17 protein-coding genes are annotated in these 17,175 nt (G+C 43.4%); 8 read left to right on the top strand and 9 right to left on the bottom strand.

What is annotated here, in order from left to right:
- Positions 1–7: 7 nt before the first annotated feature.
- Together B9T29_RS13570 and ubiG are read right to left on the bottom strand one after the other, a co-directional pair.
- The gene (locus tag B9T29_RS13570) at positions 8–706 is read right to left on the bottom strand and encodes an HAD family hydrolase (RefSeq protein WP_086176429.1); all 699 of its coding nucleotides are present in this window, start codon (positions 704–706) and stop codon (positions 8–10) included.
- Entirely contained in the window at positions 703–1,419 is a 717-nt protein-coding gene (gene ubiG, locus B9T29_RS13565; RefSeq protein ID WP_086176428.1) for a bifunctional 2-polyprenyl-6-hydroxyphenol methylase/3-demethylubiquinol 3-O-methyltransferase UbiG, read from the bottom strand. The genes B9T29_RS13570 and ubiG overlap by 4 nt, the downstream gene beginning before the upstream one ends.
- Before the next feature lie 180 nt (positions 1,420–1,599).
- Here ubiG and B9T29_RS13560 point away from each other — a divergent pair, with 180 nt between their 5' ends.
- Complete coding sequence (locus tag B9T29_RS13560) at positions 1,600–2,217, top strand: thiol:disulfide interchange protein DsbA/DsbL (protein WP_086176427.1); 618 nt, start codon at positions 1,600–1,602, stop codon at positions 2,215–2,217.
- Positions 2,218–2,299: 82 nt separating this feature from the next.
- Here the strand turns inward: B9T29_RS13560 and B9T29_RS13555 are convergent, their stop codons facing one another.
- Positions 2,300–2,947 carry a TetR family transcriptional regulator gene (locus B9T29_RS13555; RefSeq protein ID WP_086176426.1) on the bottom strand — a complete coding sequence of 216 codons (648 nt, stop codon included), beginning with the start codon at positions 2,945–2,947 and terminating at the stop codon, positions 2,300–2,302.
- 173 nt (positions 2,948–3,120) lie between these two features.
- On the opposite strand from B9T29_RS13555, the gene B9T29_RS13550 reads away from it, so the two are divergent.
- The 3 genes from B9T29_RS13550 (at position 3,121) to rph (ending at position 6,252) form a co-directional block, all read left to right on the top strand.
- A complete protein-coding gene (locus tag B9T29_RS13550; RefSeq protein ID WP_086176425.1) occupies positions 3,121–4,143 on the top strand; it encodes a ferredoxin reductase in 1,023 nt (340 codons plus the stop codon).
- An 83-nt stretch (positions 4,144–4,226) separates the two neighbouring features.
- A complete protein-coding gene (locus B9T29_RS13545) occupies positions 4,227–5,372 on the top strand; it encodes a fatty acid desaturase family protein (RefSeq protein WP_086176424.1) in 1,146 nt (381 codons plus the stop codon).
- Positions 5,373–5,535: 163 nt separating this feature from the next.
- Positions 5,536–6,252, top strand: coding sequence for a ribonuclease PH (gene rph / locus B9T29_RS13540; protein ID WP_086176423.1), 717 nt, complete (start codon positions 5,536–5,538; stop codon positions 6,250–6,252).
- Positions 6,253–6,347: 95 nt separating this feature from the next.
- Here rph and nadC read toward each other — a convergent pair whose 3' ends face one another.
- Positions 6,348–7,193, bottom strand: coding sequence for a carboxylating nicotinate-nucleotide diphosphorylase (gene nadC, locus B9T29_RS13535; protein WP_086176422.1), 846 nt, complete (start codon positions 7,191–7,193; stop codon positions 6,348–6,350).
- A gap of 175 nt (positions 7,194–7,368) precedes the next feature.
- On the opposite strand from nadC, the gene ampD reads away from it, so the two are divergent.
- Both ampD and murJ read left to right on the top strand, forming a co-directional pair.
- Complete coding sequence (gene ampD, locus B9T29_RS13530) at positions 7,369–7,944, top strand: 1,6-anhydro-N-acetylmuramyl-L-alanine amidase AmpD (protein WP_086176421.1); 576 nt, start codon at positions 7,369–7,371, stop codon at positions 7,942–7,944.
- A 74-nt stretch (positions 7,945–8,018) separates the two neighbouring features.
- A complete protein-coding gene (gene murJ / locus B9T29_RS13525) occupies positions 8,019–9,569 on the top strand; it encodes a murein biosynthesis integral membrane protein MurJ (RefSeq protein WP_171264057.1) in 1,551 nt (516 codons plus the stop codon).
- A gap of 141 nt (positions 9,570–9,710) precedes the next feature.
- Here the strand turns inward: murJ and B9T29_RS13520 are convergent, their stop codons facing one another.
- The gene (locus tag B9T29_RS13520; protein ID WP_086176419.1) at positions 9,711–9,869 is read right to left on the bottom strand and encodes a DUF1328 domain-containing protein; all 159 of its coding nucleotides are present in this window, start codon (positions 9,867–9,869) and stop codon (positions 9,711–9,713) included.
- Between the two features lie 193 nt (positions 9,870–10,062).
- On the opposite strand from B9T29_RS13520, the gene B9T29_RS13515 reads away from it, so the two are divergent.
- Positions 10,063–10,515 (top strand): YcgN family cysteine cluster protein, encoded by a 453-nt coding sequence (locus tag B9T29_RS13515; protein WP_086176418.1) that lies wholly within the window; start codon positions 10,063–10,065, stop codon positions 10,513–10,515.
- Positions 10,516–10,614: 99 nt separating this feature from the next.
- Here the strand turns inward: B9T29_RS13515 and B9T29_RS13510 are convergent, their stop codons facing one another.
- Positions 10,615–12,780 (bottom strand): EAL domain-containing protein, encoded by a 2,166-nt coding sequence (locus B9T29_RS13510; RefSeq protein WP_086176417.1) that lies wholly within the window; start codon positions 12,778–12,780, stop codon positions 10,615–10,617.
- A gap of 296 nt (positions 12,781–13,076) precedes the next feature.
- On the opposite strand from B9T29_RS13510, the gene B9T29_RS13505 reads away from it, so the two are divergent.
- On the top strand, positions 13,077–14,351 hold the full coding sequence (locus tag B9T29_RS13505; RefSeq protein WP_086176416.1) for a replication-associated recombination protein A: 1,275 nt from the start codon (positions 13,077–13,079) through the stop codon (positions 14,349–14,351).
- 276 nt (positions 14,352–14,627) lie between these two features.
- On the opposite strand, the gene purC is transcribed toward B9T29_RS13505, so the two are convergent.
- The 3 genes from purC to dapA are packed head-to-tail and all read right to left on the bottom strand — an operon-like array spanning position 14,628 to position 16,903.
- A complete protein-coding gene (purC, locus tag B9T29_RS13500; protein ID WP_086176415.1) occupies positions 14,628–15,347 on the bottom strand; it encodes a phosphoribosylaminoimidazolesuccinocarboxamide synthase in 720 nt (239 codons plus the stop codon).
- Positions 15,348–15,384: 37 nt separating this feature from the next.
- Positions 15,385–15,990 carry a lipoprotein-34 precursor (NlpB) gene (locus tag B9T29_RS13495; RefSeq protein ID WP_086176414.1) on the bottom strand — a complete coding sequence of 202 codons (606 nt, stop codon included), beginning with the start codon at positions 15,988–15,990 and terminating at the stop codon, positions 15,385–15,387.
- 13 nt (positions 15,991–16,003) lie between these two features.
- Positions 16,004–16,903: a 4-hydroxy-tetrahydrodipicolinate synthase gene (gene dapA / locus B9T29_RS13490; protein WP_086176413.1), complete on the bottom strand. Its 900-nt coding sequence runs from the start codon at positions 16,901–16,903 to the stop codon at positions 16,004–16,006.
- Positions 16,904–17,175: the final 272 nt, after the last annotated feature.

Below are 17,175 nucleotides of genomic sequence, written 5' to 3'. Positions count from 1 at the left end.
TATGTCTTTATGAAATAAGTGAATGATGATCTTGTTTTACGCCGACTAATTGATTAATCACTTGATTTAATTCTGTAACTGTCTTCACTATACAATCAGCCTGCCATGCTGTTAAGTCATCTTTGTGTTGCAATGGTAAATAACCATAGCCGGCCAGGATGGTGTACATATGGGCATTGCGGCCGGCATCGATGTCACGGGGATGGTCACCGACATAAATGCAGTCTTCAGGTCTGACATCAATCTGCTTGGCCGCCAGATACATCGGTTCCGGATCGGGCTTAGTTTTGCTGACATCTTCAGGGCAAACCAGAACGGCACAGCGCTCGGTCAAATTCAGTGCTTTTAATAAAGATTCGCTTAACCAGCGTGGCTTATTGGTGACGATGCCCCAAGGAATATCCAGGCTTTCCAGCTGTTCCAGCAATGGATACATGCCTTCAAACAGGTCAGTCTCTACCGCAATATCTTCACCATACAAATCCAGAAAACGCTGGCGATGGGCAAGAAAAACCGGATCGTCGACTTCCAGTTCCGGATAGACCAGTTTCACCATGGCACGTGCGCCTTCAGAGACCTGGGTGCGAATTAAATCGGCAGCCACGATTTCACATTGCTTGTCGCGGCACATGTCCTGAATAATACGAATGAAGTCAGCAGCAGTGTCAATCAGGGTGCCATCCAGGTCAAACAGTACCGCTTTCATTCAGCACCTTCTTTTTGCGTGTAAACCATGTAATTCACATCGACATTCGGTGCCAGCCAGTAACGTTTGGTCAGCGGGTTGTAATGCAAACCGGTCATGTCTTTCAACTTTAGATTTGCAGCACGGATATCATGCGCCAGCTCGGAAGGTTTAATAAACTTGCTGTAATCATGCGTGCCTTTGGCCAGCATACGCAGTACGTATTCCGCCCCAATAATGGCAAATAAATAAGATTTCGGATTACGGTTAATGGTCGAGAAGAACACATGACCACCCGGTTTGACTAGTTTATGGCAAGCCTGGATGATCGATGCCGGATCGGGTACGTGTTCCAGCATTTCCATGCAGGTCACTACGTCATATTGTCCGGCTTGTTCTTCTGCCAATTGTTCTACCGGAATCTGGCGATACTGAATATTCTGCACGCCTTCCTGTTCGGCATGAATGCGTGCCACATTTAAAGGCGCTTCACCCATGTCGATACCCAAAACATCGGCACCACGACGTGCCATGCTTTCCGACAGAATACCGCCACCACAACCGACATCGAGCACTTTTTTGCCCGTCAGGCCATCTGCATGCTCATCAATCCAGTTTAAACGTAGCGGATTGATCATGTGTAATGGGCGGAACTCAGAATGCTGATCCCACCATATGGCAGCGAATGCTTCAAATTTGGCAATTTCTTGTGGATCAACATTCAATTGCGACATCGGTATCACCTCAATCAAGTCGTTATAATTCAAAAAAGTTACAGGAGCTTAGTGTAGCGTTAATTCTAAAAAAAGCGATAAATGCCGTAAAAAAGTTCACAGAATAAAAACCAATTCGGCATAATTGATTTATAGTGATCGCATAAATTAAGCATAACGATTTAGAGGACAATAAGGTCAATGAAAAAATTTCTTTTAGGTAGTGTAGCGACGGCTATTTTTGCCTTGTCAGGCAGCACCATGGCAGCCAATTTTGTTGCAGGTAAAGATTACACCGTGGTGGCTAACCCGGGTAAAGTTGAGGTACCGGGAAAAATTGAAGTACGTGAATTCTTCTGGTATGGCTGCCCGCACTGCTATCGTCTAGAGCCGCATATGCAGACCTGGCTGAAAAAATTGCCTAAAGATGTGCGTTTCGTGCGTACTCCTGCGGCAATGAATCCGGTCTGGGAGCAGGGTGCACGTGGTTATTATGTGTCTGAAGCATTAGGGGTGCGCAAGAAAACTCACTTGCCTTTATTCCATGCCATTCATGCGGGTGGTCAGCAAATTTTTGATCAAAACTCACAGGCCAAATTTTTTGTGAAATATGGCGTACCTGAAGCCAAGTTCAACGGCCTGTTTAATTCATTCGCCATTACCTCAAAAGTGGCACAAGCCAAGCAATTGGCACAGCAATATCAATTGAGCGGTGTGCCTGCGGTAGTGGTCAATGGTAAATATGTGGTCCAAGGCGAAGATGCCAAAGTCACTCAAGTGATCAGCTATCTGGTTGAAAAAGAGCGTAAAGCCAAATAAATCTGATGCACTGAAAAAACCCGCAATGCTTGCGGGTTTTTTTATGTTTATTGTTTTTGATGAAGTCTGAGTGACCGAGCGCTTATTGCTTGACAGGATCCCAGTTTGAAATCCCCCGGAAAATGAGATGAACCTGGGTAATGGTTTGCAGCTTAAACTGGTTTTGCTGAGCTGATCGTTCTGGACCCTGATATTGGCGGTTAATATCCATCCAGGTCATGGCCCAAGTAAAAGACAAGTTAATTAAAATATTAGAAAGCACCTGCAAGTCTTGGAGATTACGAATGTGCTGCACGGTTTCAACCTGACCCAAATCATTAGCCAGGTCTTCAATTAAAAAAGTAATTTCCCGTGTAATGGCATGACGAATCACTTCTGAACCACCCCAGCGCTCGGCAATCATAAATACCCACGGTTCAGGATGATGTTCAACGGCCTGGAAAAACAGGTCCAGGCTGATTTGGGTTTTGGTGTTCGGCTGATAAATATAGGCCTGTCCCAGCTGATGCAAAATGCCTTTTAAATGCATGGCAACCTGATCGACCAGTTCCAGTCCCAGCTCATTCATGTCTTGAAAATGACGATAGAACGCCGTCGGCACCAGACCGACATGGCGTGCGATTTCACGCAAACTGATGCTGCTGAACGAACGCCCAGACGTGCTTAAAGCCAACGCTGCATCTAAAAGTGCTTGGCGGCTCTGCTGTTTACGCTCATCCCGTATCGACATGCGACTACCCTAAAAAAATTCTGCATGAAGTCTATCAAAAAAAAACAAAATAAACGACGAATGTCAGTGAACATGTGTTGACTGAATTAAAAAACCATTATAGTGTACAAGTGTTCACTATAAGAACACCTGTTCACTCAAATAAATAGCCAGCAATAAAAGAGGAACGTCATATGAGTCATGTGATCCAATATAAGCCGCAATGGATTCGAGAAGATTTCGTCGATTTTATTGCTGAAAAAATAAATCCAGTTTGGGCATGGAAAAAAGTCAAAGCCAGCATTGTCGATGTACAGATGCTGAGTGCAGACTTTTATCAAATTCAGCTACAACCGAATCATAACTTCCGTGCTTGTCTTTTCTCTGCCGGGCAAAGTGTTTTAGTGACTGTGGTGATCGCAGGTGTGCGTGAGCAACGTAGTTATTCGATTGTGAAAATTACCGAACACGGCAACGTGGTGATTGCAGTGAAACGTCAGGGCAAAGTTTCCAATGCTTTAACTCGTTTGGCTGTGGGCAGTGTGGTGGAAATTTCCCAGGTTCAAGGCGATTTCACCTTGGATTCCTCTGTAGCGCCTATTTTATTATTGGCTTCGGGGAGTGGCATCACTGCAATTTATTCATTATTGCAGCAGGCGATTCGTCAAAAAGTCAGTCAGATTGATCTGGTCTATTTCACTCGTGATGATGCTTTTCATAGTGAATTGCAGCAATTGGCCGAGCAACATCCACAGCTTCAGTATCATCATTTTAATACCCAGACCCAAAAGCAACATTTAACTGCCGAGCTGCTTGAAAGTATCGTTCCGGATTTCCAGCAACGCCAAAGTTATGCCTGTGGTGCCAAGGGCATGATGCAAAGCCTGAATCAGATTTATCAGGGGCTGGGTATTTATGATCAGTTAAAACAGGAATATTTTCAGGTGGTTGTAGATGAAAATGCAGCAGTACAACCGGTGGTGTTTTTACGTGCTCAACAAGAATTTGCAGCCAAAACCAATTTGCTGGAAAGTGCTGAACAAGTGGGCTTAAGACCAGCACATGGCTGCCGTATGGGCATCTGCAATACCTGTACCTGTACCAAAGTCAGTGGCTCTACCAAAAACCTGCTCACCGGTGAAATCGATCACGACAGCAATACCCAGATTAAATTGTGTATTAGCCAGGCCGTGAGTCCGGTAGTGATTAACCTTTAAAAAATAAAAACGCTTGAATAGCGCCATTCAGTGAGTGATCGCACTTTTAACACAGGGTTCGATGCTTACTCAGGAGAAAAACAATGAATATGTCAGTTAAATTTCCAGAAAATAGTAAATCAAAATATTTAAGTGCTGAACAAATCGCCGAATTTGGTGAAAAAGTCGATGCCATTCGCCGTGAAATCATGGACAGTATTGGTGAAAAAGATGCCGAATACATTTATAAAATTCGGGATTTTGTGCGTTATAGCGAAATTGCCTCACGTGGCATGTTGATGTTTGGTGGCTGGATTCCACCAGTATGGTTAGCGGGTACCGGTTTATTGGGCCTGTCTAAAATCGTCGAAAATATGGAACTGGGCCATAACGTGATGCATGGTCAGTTTGACTGGCTGAATGACCCGAATCTGAACGGTGCCAATTATGACTGGGATACCATGGCGACCGGTGATGACTGGAAACATACTCATAACTATATCCACCATACCTATACCAATATTGTTGGTAAGGACCATGATGTCGGTTATGGCCTGATCCGGGTCAGTGAGTCGCAAAAATGGGAACCACGCTTTTTATTCAACATTCCTTTAGCCATTCAGCTCATGGTGTTTTTCGAATGGTATGTCGGTGTACAAAACCTGCATTTGGAAGATGCGATTGCCTATAAAACCAAAACCTGGAAAGAAGTCTGGAGTGATTCGGCAAAATTCCGTAAAAAAGCGCTACGTCAGGTGGCTAAAGATTATGTATTTTTTCCATTAATTGCTGGCCCGAATGCACTGCCGGTACTTGCTGGTAACGCAGTGGCGAATGTGATTCGTAGCCTTTGGGCTTCAGCGGTGATTTTTAATGGACATTTCACTGAAGATGCGGAAACCTTTGAACCGGACAATACGGATACTGAAACCCGTGCTGAATGGTATTTACGTCAAATTCGCGGATCGAGTAACTTTAGCGGTACAGAATGGCTGCATATTTTAAGTGGTAATTTGAGTCATCAAATTGAGCACCATTTATTCCCGGATATGCCGGCGAATCGTTATGCCGAAGCTGCACCGAAAATCCGTGCCTTATGCGCTGAATATGGCATTCATTATAATGAAGCCAGTTTCGTTAAACAGTTTGGTAGTGTCTGGGTGCGTTTAGCCAAATGTTCATTGCCAAATTCATGGACTTCAAGCCTTGAACAATCGACGCAAAAATTAAAAAAATTATTTAGCTTTTAATTCAAATGATGAAATACGCGTGATGGATAGAGCATGTCATTCAAGGCTGAATTGCAGTAAAAGGGCTTAATGGTTTTTGCCAATGGATAATCTGCTGGCAAAACCTTAGAGCTTGCTTCTGTTATACTAGGCCGCAATGAATTTTAGCCAAAGAGAACCGATTATGCGTATCGACCAACGTACATTAGATCAATTACGTGAAGTAAAAATTACCCGTAACTATACGCGTTATGCGGAAGGTTCAGTATTGATTGAATTTGGTCATACTAAAGTTCTTTGTACTGCAAGTATTGATAATTCAGTGCCGCGTTTCTTGAAAGGTAAGGGACAAGGTTGGGTAACTGCAGAATACGGTATGTTGCCACGTTCAACCCATACTCGTAGTGACCGTGAAGCGGCGCGTGGTAAACAAAGTGGCCGTACTCAGGAAATCCAGCGTTTGATTGGCCGTAGTCTGCGTGCCATGGTAGATTTGAAAAAACTCGGTGAAAACACCATTACCATCGACTGTGATGTGATTCAGGCAGATGGCGGTACGCGTACTGCATCGATTACCGGTGCAGCAGTGGCTTTAATTGATGCCATGAATGTATTACTGGAAAAGAAAAAAATTAAGCAGGATCCGCTGAAAGGTTTGGTTGCTGCGATCTCTGTCGGTATGTATCAAGACGAAGCTTTGCTGGATCTTTGCTATGAAGAAGATTCAAATTGCCAAACAGACTTGAATGTGGTGATGACTCAAGCGGGCGAGTTTATTGAGCTGCAGGGTACTGCTGAAGACAAGCCATTTACCCGTGCACAATGTAACGAAATGCTTGAATTGGCAGAAAAAGGCATTCAGGAATTGATTAAAAAACAACAGGAAGCTTTAGGCTGGTAAGTTGTTCATTTAGAATTATCAATTCAGCAATAAAAAACGCACCCGATGGTGCGTTTTTTATTAACCCAGTTTTTTATTGATTAGGTTAAGGAAAATTAACCATTAAAACGCATGGATAAATCTACCGCTTTTACGTCTTTGGTTAAAACACCCATCGAAATATAGTCCACACCGGAGCTTGCTACTTCACGTAAATTTGCAATGGTAATATTGCCTGAAGCTTCCAGTTTGCAACGTCCGGCAACATGCTTCACCGCATCAATCATTTGCTGCTGACTGAAATTATCCAGCATTACGATATCCGCATTGGCTTGCAAAGCCTGATTGAGTTCGTCCCAGGTTTCCACTTCGACTTCTACAGGTTTACCCGGTGCAATGCTGTGTGCTTTGGCAATGGCCTGAGCAATGCCACCCGCCGCCATAATATGGTTTTCTTTAATCAAGAAGGCATCGAATAAACCCAAGCGATGGTTCTGACCGCCACCAATCGCCACTGCATATTTTTGCGCAATACGTAAGCCAGGCAAGGTTTTACGGGTATCTAACAATTTGGTGTTTAAACCTTGCAGTTCCTTGACATATAAAGCAGTTTTGGTCGCTACAGCAGATAGGGTCTGGACAAAGTTGAGGGCAGGGCGTTCAACGGTCAGCAAGCTGCGTGCAGAACCTGCCAGTTTTAAAAAAGCTTCGTTGGCCTGCACTCGGTCGCCATCATTTTTCAGCCAGATCACCTGTACCTTTGGATCATAGGCCTGAATCAGCGCATTCACCCATGGCTGACCGGCAAGCACCATGTCTTCACGGCTAATGATGGTCGCTGTAGCCTGTTCATCTTCAGGGGTCAATAAAGCCGTGATATCGCCTTCACCAATGTCTTCTTGTAGCGCTTGTTGAACATTGATTTGGATTGATTGTTCTAGCAAAGATTGAGATATGCTCATCAGTATTTCCGTATCTTTTTTAACCCATGAAAATTGCGCGTTATTTTAGCACCGTTCATTTAAAAGAAATGTTTTTTTCCAGCGATTTTAGCTGCGGAATTTGAGATTTTAAGTTTAAAGTTTTAGGATTGCGCTAAAATCATCAGCTTATGCGAACAGGACTCAGGATCGGAATATGCAACAGGCACCCTTTTTTCAGGTCATCGATGGTCAGTTAATCGGTGCAAGGCAAGTACCTTCTCCAAATTATAATCAACGTCCCGAGCAAACTGAAATTCAACTGGTCGTGGTGCATAACATCAGTCTACCGCCATCACAGTTTGGTGGCGGCTATATCGAACAGTTCTTTCAAAACCAGTTAGATTGGTCAAAACATCCGTATTTTCAAACCATAAAAGGCATGCAGGTTTCTGCACATCTGCTGATTTTACGTAGCGGTGAAGTGCTGCAATTCGTCAATTTTAATGATCGTGCCTGGCACGCCGGACGTTCCACTTACCTGGCCAAAAAAGAATGTAATGACTATTCCATTGGCATTGAGCTGGAGGGCAGTGATGATTTGCCTTTTGACGAGACACAATATACGGTGCTGGCACAAGTGACGGCTGCATTGCAGGCGGCTTATCCAAAAATTTTACAACATTTGGCCGGTCATTCGGATATTGCACCTGGACGTAAAACCGATCCGGGCCCATTTTTTGACTGGGTCAAATTCAGAACTTTATTACAACAGCATAAAACTCCTCAATAATGCATGGGCTTTATGATTAAACAACGAAATTCCATGTTGAGTTTCATTACAATAGCGACTTAATTTTTCACTGGGTGGTTACGATGGCGCTTTGGCGATCGACCTTTATTGTTAGTGCAATGACCATGTTGTCTCGGGTTTTGGGCTTAGTCCGAGATGTGGTATTGCTGAATGTGTTTGGTGCGGGTAAAGATTTCGATACCTTTGTGGTGGCCTTTCGTATTCCAAACTTCTTTCGGCGGCTATTTGCCGAAGGTGCATTTTCGCAAGCCTTTATTCCAGTTTTAACTGAATATAAAACCACGCGAACCCATGCAGAAGTACAAATTCTAATTAGTCGGGTCTTTGGTTGTCTTGCGACATTTATGACCGCCCTGACTTTTATTGCCATGATTGCGGCACCTGCGGTGCTGTACATCTATGCGCCCGGCTTCCATGACGACCCAGAGAAATTCGCCTTGGCGACAGACATGTTCCGTCTGACCATACCGTATTTGCTATTTATGTCACTGACCGCTTTTGCCAGCAGTATCTTGAACAGTTATGGGTCTTTTTCAACCCCGGCTTTTTCACCGGTGTTGCTGAATATCACCATGATTGCAGCAGCATGGTGGTTAACGCCCTATATGGCCGAACCGATTATGGCACTCGGTTGGGCTGTAGTGATAGCCGGTATTTTACAGCTGGTGATTCAAATTCCAGAGCTGTGGCGTAAAAAATTGCTGATTCCGCCTAAAGTGGATTTCAAACACGAAGGTGTGGATCGCATCATGAAATTGATGCTCCCGGCACTGTTTGGTGTTTCGGTCACACAAATTAACCTGTTGTTGAATACCATTTGGGCATCGTTCATGCAGGATGGTTCGGTATCCTGGTTATACAGTGCAGAACGTATGACCGAATTGCCTTTGGGTTTAATTGGGGTAGCCATTGGCACGGTGATTTTACCGTCATTGTCTGCACGCCATGCCGAGCAAGATCTGCACAAGTTCCGTGGCATGATTGATTGGGCGGCCAAAGTCATTATGTTGGTTGGCATTCCAGCCAGCATCGCCTTATTTATGCTGTCGACACCTATTATTCAAGCCTTGTTCCAGCGTGGCCAGTTTACCCTGCAAGATACGCAAATGACCGCATTGGCCTTGCAATGTATGAGTGCCGGGGTGATTTCCTTTATGCTGATTAAAGTCTTTGCTCCAGGTTTTTATGCGCAGCAAGATACCCGTACACCGGTACGTGTCGGCTTGATGGCGGTTGCAGCCAATGCCATTTTAAACATAGTCTTTATTGGTTTCTTCAAGTTAATTGACTGGCATGCAGAGCATATGGCATTGGCCTTGGCTTCATCAGGTTCGGCCTTGGTCAATGCTGGCATGCTGTATTTTTATCTGCATAAACGCAATATTTTCCGCTTTGCCGGGCACTGGAAAAAACTTTTCCTTCAATATGCGATTGCCAATGCTGCCATGATTGCTGCACTGTGGTATGGCTTAAGCTGGTACAACGGGGATGTATCGCAGTGGATGCGTATACTTGAAGTAATCGGTTTGTGTGTAGTGGGTGTGGTGGCTTATGCGATTGGTTTATTAGCAACTGGTTTTAGACCACGTCACTTACGACCTTAATCTTTAGATCAAAACTTTAGAGCGTTAGATCAGTTATATAAAGAGTGATCTAATGCTTGAGATTGAATGAATCAACTATGAAAAAGAGCCTGTAGAGGCTCTTTTTTTGATCAAGTGAGATACTTTTAAGCTGAGGTCATTCTAAACTCTTCCCCGGGAGAGGAAGCCGACGATTGCCAGAATAACGGCAACGACGAGTAAAATAACCGCAAAATCTTTAGATAATCCTGCGACACCAGCAAAACCTAGTAGACTGGCAATCAGTGCAATCACAGCAAAAATAATCGCCCAACGGAACATAAGCTTTCTCCATGTGTTGTTATTTTCAGGGTTGTTTCAGTATAGGGGCGGAAAATTTCCAACAGTGTTATGCTTGTGTTTAAAAAATGTTCACTTTGACGGCAAATCTATGATTTGAAGTAAAAATCATGTTTATTCCCTGTAAACTTGTACCCCTTATCATCGTTATCACTTTTCTGGTTTTCTCACTGCTATGACTGAACAATTACGTCCACAATTCTGGAAAAAATATGCTTTGGCTGAACTGACAACAGCTGAATGGGAAGCATTATGTGATGGTTGTGGCCTATGCTGTTTAATCAAATTGGAAGATGAAGAGCTGCAAGAAGTCGCTTATACCAAGGTGGCCTGCAAACTTCTGGACTGTACAACGGCACGTTGTAGCAACTATGAACAGCGTCTGGAGCACGTACCAGATTGTATTCAGCTGACCCCAGAAAAATTAGACACGATTCACTGGCTCCCGCCGAGCTGTGCTTACCGCCGTTTAAAAGAAGACAAGAATTTACCGACCTGGCATTATTTAAATACAGGAACACGTGACAGTGTGATCAAAGCCAGAAAATCGGCAGCAGGCCGTTGTATTTCCGAAACGGAAGTTCATGAAGATGATCTTGAGGAATATATTGTGCGCTGGGTGCGTTAATCGGCAGGTTACTTCAGCATTAACATTTCTGCTGAAGTCACTTCTTCAGTCAGCAAAGTAGAATGACTGCGAGCATGCAGACTTAAATCACTTGAATGATCAACCAGAAGAACTGAATGGCTCAGCTGCATGAGCTACAGGATTTAATAATTGCATGGCATCCTGAAATTTCAGGGGATGATAAAAATAAAAGCCTTGTCCAATATAGCAATCACAAGCTTTGAGTGCTTCTACCTGTGCCCTGGTTTCAATGCCTTCAACCAGTATATCCAAAGATATACTCGCGCCAATCTGACTAATCGCTTTTATAATCGCCAAGTCAGAAAGATTGTCCGGTATATTTTCAATAAAATTGCGGTCAATCTTGAGGCAGTCGACCGGATAATCCCTTAATCGGGTCAAGGATGAATGGCCTGTACCAAAATCATCGAGTGAAATACTCAGACCCGCTTGTTTTAATAGTCTAAGCGCACGGATCACATAGTCTGCGCCATGTTCAGAAAGACTTTGTTCGGTAATTTCTATTTCAATCAGCTGGTAGGGAATCTTAAATTGAGCTAGCCGGTTTAAAAGCGTTTCTGCGTAGTTATCCCTTAAAAATTCGACCGGCGCGGCATTGATGGAAATGGGTAACAGTTGCAAGCCGGCTTCCAGCCATTGGCTCATATCCTGAAAGACTTGAAGCTGGATAATTTCACTGATCCGCGTAGCCAGTTCATAGTCCTGAAAAGCGGAAGAAATATCCGAGGGAAGCTGGATTTGATCTTTTGCATCATGCCAGCGCAGCAAGGCTTCAAAACTAATGACTTTTCCATCTGCAAGATTGACCTTGGGCTGATAGACTGGAAAAATTTTATTGTTATGAATAATGGCTCGGGCCAGCGAAAGCTGTTTGGTCGTCAGCTCTATGCTTTTAATCATGGCACTCTTAAACATCCGGATACCGCCACGACCACTGACTTTAAGATCATTCAGCGCGACATCGGCACAGCGTAACAATGTTGAGCTATTGTTTGCATCACGCGGGTAGATGGCACAGCCGATGCTCATCCCGCCATTAATATATTGCCCGGCATAACAAATCGGGATATCCAGTTGCTGACGCGCTATTTTTGCAATGTTCAGCAATTCAGATTCATCATGCAACTGCGGCATAATAATCGCAAACTCATCACCGCCTAAACGTGAGACCACCACTTGCTCGTTAAAACAGCCACTCAAGCGTTGACCTAAAATCTGGAGTAAATAGTCACCCGCAATATGACCCAAGGTATCGTTAATATGTTTGAAATAGTCTAAATCAATCAGCAAAAAGCCCACAGATTGGTGTTGATGCTGTGCGTTTAGAATGGTCTTTTTAAAAATTTTATTAAATCCACGACGGTTATATAAGCCCGTTAATTCGTCAAGTTCACTCACCTGTTGAAGCTTTTTTTCTGCAATTCTTTGTTGGCTAATATCACGGGAAACACACAGAATACTTTGGGTTGATCCATCTTCACTGAATATGGGGGTTAAAATATTGTCCCAATATTGTGGAGGCTGACCTGGAGTAACACTCATGCCATCAAAACGGGCATTATGACCTTTTGCCACTTGTTTTAACGCATGTTGCCCCGAATTCCGAATTGGCTCGGGCAGTAAATTTAACCACGGTATACCAAACTTATTTTCATTGACCGGTACACCTAAGGCCAGACAACCTGAACGGTTCATATGGGTGACATGACCCTGTGGTGTTAAAATTTTAATACAGTCCACGCTGGCATCCAGCATTTTGGTCTGGGCAAGCACTTGCTGATGCAATTCAGTATGCTTTAAATAATGATCATGAATATCGGTGGCGGTCACTATCCATTCAATATCATCTAAATGTTGGGCTGGCTGAACGGAAACCAGGCAAACCCGATAGCCTTGCTCATGATGATGAATACGGCATTCTTGTTCGAAGCCTTGTTGAGTGTGTAAGGCATTTTGCCAAAGTACACTAAAGTGCGGGTACTCTTCAGGATGAATGAATGTTTGACACTCATCGCTATGCTGTAGATTGATATTGTGACCAAGATAGTTACAAACAGCTTGATTATAATAATACTGGTTTTGTTTGTTTTTAACCCAGACCAGCTGGGGTAACTGATTAAGAATATTTTGAATGAGCATGTTTTTGGCAGACAGTTGAGTTGTATGAGTTTTACTACGCTGTTGTTTTTTTATTTTGCCATCCCGACTAAGCGGTATTCGCTTGTTTTTGAAAGTATCTTCCATAAAGCTCACCCGTTAAAATAATCAAGATGCTTGAAAATGTGATGCACTCCGCATAAATAATTATACATATGAATGCGCAGCAGTAGAATGATTCAGTTTGTATTTCTGGTGGTCGACTTATTTTGGGTAGCTTACTTTGTTCTATTTAAAAGTAAATTCACGTAAAAAGCGGCACAATCATGATGTATATTTTTTAAAAACAACAATATGATTTTTTTGTAAATCAGTTGATTTGAAATACGCGATCTTAAAATTACATAGTAGACTTACTTTAAGTACAGTTAAGAAATAACAAGATGTCTGAGAGCCATATTCCACTTCCTGAACGACTTCGCCCGCGTGACTTGTCCGAAATTATTGGTCAAGATCATCTATTAGGGGCTGGTGCGCCATTACGTCAAATGATTGATCAAGGACATTTACCTTCGATTATTTTTTGGGGGCCACCGGGGGTAGGAAAAACCACGATTGCTTTGCTTTTGGCACAGGCGGTGGATCGGCCATTTGTGAGTTTATCGGCACTCAATACCGGGGTAAAAGAACTGCGTGAAGTAATTGCCGAAAGTGGTGATTTACTGACACCTGTCGTCTTTATTGATGAAATTCATCGTTTTAACAAGTCACAGCAAGATGCCTTATTGAATGCAGTCGAGAAGGGCAAAATCACTTTAATTGGAGCGACCACAGAAAATCCTTCTTTTGAAGTGAACAATGCCTTGTTATCGCGTTGTCAGGTCTATACCTTAAATGCCTTGGATGAAGAGGCGATTAAGACCTTGATCAATAAGGCAATCCAGCAAGATGCTTTTTTAAAAGAACGCTATATTCAAATTGAAGAATATGAGGCCTTGTTGCAATTTGCTGCTGGAGATGCGCGTAAGGCACTCAACCTGCTGGATTTAATTGCCAGCACTTTTGAGCCGGAACTGGAAAATATCATTACCAATGCCATTGTGGTGAAAGTGGCACAGCAGAATATTGCCCGTTATGACAAATCGGGCGAGCAGCACTATGACTTGGTCTCTGCGTTTATTAAGTCGATTCGTGGCAGTGACCCGGATGCCGCCTTGTACTGGATGGCACGCATGCTGAAAGGCGGGGAAGATCCGGTGTTTATTGCCCGCCGTATGCTGATTGCCGCTTCGGAAGATATTGGCAATTCCAATCCGAATGCCTTGCTGCTGGCAGGAGAATGCTTCCGTTCGGTACAGGCGGTGGGCATGCCGGAATGCCGGATTATTTTGGGTCAATGTGCCGTGTACTTGGCCACCAGTGCCAAAAGTAACAGTACTTATCTGGCCATTAACAAGGCGCTCGACTTAGCTGAAAAAACCTCTAATTTACCTGTGCCACTACATTTACGCAATGCACCGACCAAACTCATGAAAGAGCAGGGCTATGGGGTGGATTATTTATATCCGCACAATTATCCAGAGCATTTTGTCTTGCAAGAGTATATGCCGCCTGAATTAAAGGGCACCAAGCTGTATGAGTCGGCACGCAATAAACGTGAAGTGGAAGGAGAGCGTTTACAGCAACGCCGTTGGCAACAGCAACAACAGCAGCAATAAGCCAAAAAAAAGCCCAATCCATAGGAGGGATTGGGCTGAAAATAGGATGTCTTGGGGGAGATACATCCTAGAGGGTAAACTCAAATTCTGGCTGGCAAGCAAGATACTATAAAACCAACTACTCCAACATCTTGCTGCCTGGTATGTGAGATATATTAAGTAAAAAACAGCATATTGTAAAAACGATCATTTTTATTATTAATATCTGTTTTTTCGATTTTTGGAGTATAAAAAAACCGAGCTAAATAGCCCGGTTTTTTTGAATCAGATGACTGATTAGATATCAGTAAGATCGATACCTAAACGTGCAGCAACTTCTTCATAAGCTTCAACAACACCGCCTAAACCTTGACGGAAACGGTCTTTGTCGAGTTTTTTCTTGGTGTCTTTGTCCCATAGACGGCAACCGTCTGGAGAGAATTCATCACCCAGCACGATACGGTCGTGGAATACACCAAATTCAAGTTTGAAGTCTACAAGTAACATGTTACCTGCATCGAACAAGCCTTTCAGCACTTCGTTCACTTTGTAAGTGAGTTCTTTCATTTGTGCCAATTGTTCAGCAGTCGCCCAGCCTAAAGCAATCGCTTGAGACTCGTTCACCATTGGATCGCCAAGCGCATCATCTTTGAAGAACAATTCGAAAGTAGGTGGAACAAGTTCTTTACCCTCTTCTACACCTAAGCGACGGCATAGAGAACCGGCAGCATAGTTACGCACTACACATTCAACCGGAATCATTTTTAATTTTTTCACTAAAACTTCAGTGGGAGAAAGAAGTTTTTCGAAGTGAGTTTCAATGCCAGCAGCAGCCAATTTTTCCATGATGAAGGCGTTAAAACGGTTGTTCACCTTGCCTTTACGATCCAGCTGTTCGATTTTTTCGCCGTTAAATGCAGATGCATCGTCACGGAAGACTAGGATAAGGTGATCTGCGCTGTCTGTTTCATAAACAGATTTCGCTTTACCAGTATAGAGCAAGGTTTGTTTCAACATGGGGGGAACCTTTTTCAAAAAAAAATGCCTAGTACGACTAGGCTGGCCAATTTTGGTAAATCTGGGTTAACAGTTCTGCAGCTTTTTCTTTGTCTGCAAAGCTGTTATCGGCATTGAACACAGCGATGTTATTACTTGTACCTACAGATGTCAGTCTTAATACATAGATCTGTTGATCGACCTTAATGGTGACTTCGTAACGATTTTTACTTTGACCCACAATGGTATGGTTCAGGCTGCTGAGGGTAGCAAGTGTGTACTGCCAAATTGTAGCAGAATTTCCGTCTATTTTGAGCAACGGATTTTGGTTTCCATCACGAACCAGCTGCGGACGACCGACATTTGTACTGTCGTCCTGGGCATTTGCTACTGCATTGGTCTGTGCCTTATCGGGGCGGGGAAGAGCAAAACGGTTGCCACGCTTATTTTCAAGCTTAGGTGCATGCTCAATGGCAAGCGGGTCAACTGTTGGAGATGGATACAATGGCGTTGCTGGTCGAACCATTGAACCTTCCGGATATTTCAGGGGTTCAAGGGTTGCTGTATTTTTATAGTCCAGCGAACCATTACTGATTCCCATGGAACTACAACCCACTAAACTGAATGCCGAAAGTGCAAGGGTTAAACCAAAACGTAATTGCATAATGTTGTGCTCTTTATTTAATGACACCCGAAGCGTTCAGTGCTTCACGCAATGGGGTACGATATTGTTCTGCAAGAGGAGTTAATGGTAAGCGAATACCGGTACCAATCAAGCCCATTTCATGGAGTGCCCATTTCACAGGAATTGGGTTAGATTCACAAAATAAAATATTGTGTAAATTTGCAACTTTATTATTTAAAGCTTCAGCACCTTCTGCATCACCTGCGAGTGCAGCAGCACAGATCAGGCTCATTTCCTTCGGTGCGACATTGGCAGTCACAGAAATGTTGCCTTTAGCGCCCAGACCCATAAGCTGGTATGCCGTAGCATCATCGCCAGAATAAACGGTCATGTCTTTGCCGTTTAATCCTTCAATGAGTTCCTTACCACGGGCAACGTCGCCGGTTGCATCTTTAATGCCGACAATTTGTGGAATATCTGCCAGACGAATCACGGTTTCATTTAACATGTCTACGCCGGTACGGCCCGGAACGTTATACAGAATTTGAGGCAAGTCTACCGCTTCAGCAATCGCTTTATAATGCTGATATAAACCTTCTTGGGTTGGCTTATTGTAGTAAGGGGTGACCAAGAGTGCAGCATCTGCGCCCAGTTCTTTGGCTTCTTTGGTCAGTTCAATCGCTTCATGGGTAGAGTTAGCACCGGTACCAGCAATGACAGGAATACGTTTGTTGGCCACACGAATGATTTCTTTAATCACCTGGGTATGTTCAGCCATGCTTAAAGTTGATGCTTCACCTGTAGTACCCACAGCCACAATACTGTTGGTGCCCTGTGCTATATGCCACTCAACCAGCTTTTCTAGACCCTTCCAATCTACGCTGCCATCTTCAAACATTGGGGTGACGATTGCGACAATTGAGCCTTGAATGATCTGTGCTTGCTGAGTCATTTTAAAAAAATATCCTATTTGCCCATCCGGTGAGGTAGAAAAACATAAATTTGGATGGTTACGTATTTTGATTTATAGCCAATTCAACTCAATTGAATGAAATTGAATAATGCTTATGCAAATTATGAACGAACAAGCGGTGAAGAACAATATGCTTTAGTCAAACCATCTAAAAACTTTATTAAAAGCAAGTGAAAAGTTTGGCCATCACCAGCAAATTAACTTTTTAAATTGAACACAGCTGAAAGGTTTCTTAGGGCTAATCTTAAAAA

The sequence above is a fragment of the Acinetobacter sp. ANC 3903 genome, from assembly GCF_002135315.1.
In the GTDB taxonomy this organism is placed as follows: Bacteria; Pseudomonadota; Gammaproteobacteria; order Pseudomonadales; family Moraxellaceae; genus Acinetobacter.
The sequence above is the reverse complement of the archived record's forward strand: the minus strand, read 5'-3'. Positions and strand labels throughout refer to the sequence as shown.